General features: G+C 68.1%; 1 protein-coding gene and 1 pseudogene. Both read left to right on the top strand.

The annotated features are described in order from the left end of the window. Positions 1-356: 356 nt before the first annotated feature. Positions 357-1800 (top strand): annotated as a pseudogene (locus ACFYY7_RS45570) (NF041680 family putative transposase). 46 nt (positions 1801-1846) lie between these two features. After that, positions 1847-2269: a hypothetical protein gene (locus ACFYY7_RS45565; RefSeq protein WP_385142063.1), complete on the top strand. Its 423-nt coding sequence runs from the start codon at positions 1847-1849 to the stop codon at positions 2267-2269. Positions 2270-2535: the final 266 nt, after the last annotated feature.

Genomic DNA, 2535 nt, shown 5'->3' with positions numbered 1-2535 from the left:
GCTGCGGGCCTTCTACCTCTCCTCCATGGCCAGCCTCAGGACATGCGCCGCGTCGCGGACGTACTACCAACGCAAGCGCGACGAGGGGAAGGGTCACAAGCAAGCAGTGCTTTCTCTCGCACGCCGCCGGGCCAACGTTCTCTGGGTCATGCTCCGCGACGGAGCGTGCTACCAACCCGCACCATCAGTCACGCTGGCGGCTTGACATCTCTATTGGGAAGTTCTTTATGGTCTGACCTCGAACGATGCCCCGAACGTGATCGCTCGTACGGGGATTCCGGGGACGTGAACACGGCCTCCGGCTGATCCTGTGCTCCGACAAAGTGGCACTTGACCAGCGCGAAGACCGTGGGGGAATGAGTCTGCTGCATCACGATGTCCGGCGGGAAGCGTTCGCGGCGGCGTCACACTTCCGGGACGACTTCTTCGACTGCCTGCCCGTGCGCGGGGACACGCTGTTCGAGCTGACCGACGCGTTGCTGTGCGCGGACGGGCCGGTGACCACGCCGGTGGACCTCACGCTGACGGCCGAGCACTGGCGCGGGCACGGTGCGATGTACGACGCGCTGAACAGCGGGGACGTGGATGTGCCGCGGCTGCGGCGGGTGCTGGCCGGGCTGCCGCAGCCCGAGGCCGCCGACGGCCGCCTGGTCCTGGCGGTGGACGTCACCCACTGGTCCGGCCGGACGCACCGACTAGCCGGGACCGCTTGTTCTGCCACGTCTACGGCCGCAGCGGCCGGTCCTCGGACCAGTTCGTGCCCGGCTGGCCCTACTCGTTCGTCGCCGCGCTGGAGCCGGGCCGGACCTCGTGGTGCCAGATCCTGGACGCGCTGCGGCTGGGGCCGGCGGACGACGTCGCCGAGGTCACCGCTGCCCAGGTCCGCCGGGTGGTTGAGGACCTCATCGACATGCGCCGTTGGCAGGCGGGTGACCGCGGCATCATGGTCGTATTCGACGCCGGCTACGACGCTCCACTCATGGCCTATCTGCTGGAAGGACTGCCGGTGGAGGTGTTGGGGCGGATGCGCACGGACCGAGTGATGCGCAAGCCCGTCCCGGCCCCCTGGATCTCTCCGCCGAAGGGCGGGCGCCCGCCGAAGCACGGCAAGGAGTTCCGCTTCGCCAAGCCTGACACCTGGGGCGAGCCTGATGCCGAGACCGTGCAGGTCACCGACCGTTACGGCACCGCTCGCGCGATGGCCTGGGACCGCATCCATCCTCGGCTGACCACCCGCTCCGCGTGGATCGACCACACCGGCGAACTCCCCGTCATCGAAGGGACGTTGATCCGCCTGGAGGTCGACCGCCTGCCCGGCGGCCACGATCCCCTCCCCGTCTGGCTGCGGTCGTCGGCAACCGGCCTGGCGGACGAGGCCGTCGACCTGCGCTGGCAGGCGTTCCTGCGCAGATTCGACCTGGAGCACACCTTCCGGATGATCAAGTAGACGCTGGGCTGGACCCGCCCGAAGCTCCGCACCCCGGAGGCGGCGGACCGGTGGACCTGGCTGGTCATCGCGGCCCACACCCAACTCCGCCTCGCCCGGCCGCTGGCCGCTGACCTCCGCCGCCCCTGGGAGAAGCCGGCCGAGCCCGGCCGGCTCACACCCGCCCTGGTCCGCCGGGGGTTCAGGAACCTCCGCCCGACCCTGCACTGCCCGGCCCGTGCGCCGAAACCATCGCGGCCAGGCCCGGTCGCCCGCCCGGCTCGAAGAACAAGCAGCCCGCCACCCGCTACAACGTGGGCAAGACCGTCAGACGCCCGGGCACCCTGATCGAACGTGATCAAGCCCGGCCGTGAGGCCATGATCTGGGTCTGTCAGTGGCGCCGGGCAGAATGCACTCCCGTGAGCCTCCACTACGAAGTCGTCTTCACGTGCTTCCTCCGGGATGACACGCCCGACACGGTCCTGGCAGCCCTGCAATGGCACCTCGGCCTGGCCCCCGAGCGTCCAGCAGAACTCGACGCGGAGGAGCACTCGTATCCACTGCTCTCCCCGGATCCGGACAGTCGCCTGCCAGGAGGCGATTTCGTGTCCCTGCGACGCCAGTCCCGAGGCTTCACGCCCGGTGGTGAGCTCCACGCGTGGGGACTGTTCAGCCGCAACCTCTGGCTCGACGACATGATGGGTGACCTCTACACCGTCCTGGACCTGCTCGCACCCCACGTCGAAGAACCTGGCTACAGCGGGTACTTCCGGGAGGAGTTCGACACCGAGCCGACCGTCTTCACGTTCCGAGACGGCACCTTCGGGCCACTGAAACTCTGAATCCAGTTCAGTCCCTGAACGCCGAAAGGGTTAAAGAACTTCCCAATAGAGATGTCAAGCCGCCAGCGTGACTGATGGTGCGGGTTGGTAGCACGCTCCGTCGCGGAGCATGGCCCAGAGAACGTTGGCCCGGCGGCGTGCGAGAGAAAGCACTGCTTGCTTGTGACCCTTCCTGTCGGCGTACGGACTTTTCTCCCCAGTTGCGTACGGAGGAATGCCCCCAGCTCTGACCACGGGCAGCGGCAGCACGGCAGAGGATCTCGGTT

The sequence above is a fragment of the Streptomyces sp. NPDC001933 genome (assembly GCF_042890955.1).
Classification (GTDB): Bacteria; Actinomycetota; Actinomycetes; order Streptomycetales; family Streptomycetaceae; genus Streptomyces.
The sequence above is the reverse complement of the archived record's forward strand: the minus strand, read 5'-3'. Positions and strand labels throughout refer to the sequence as shown.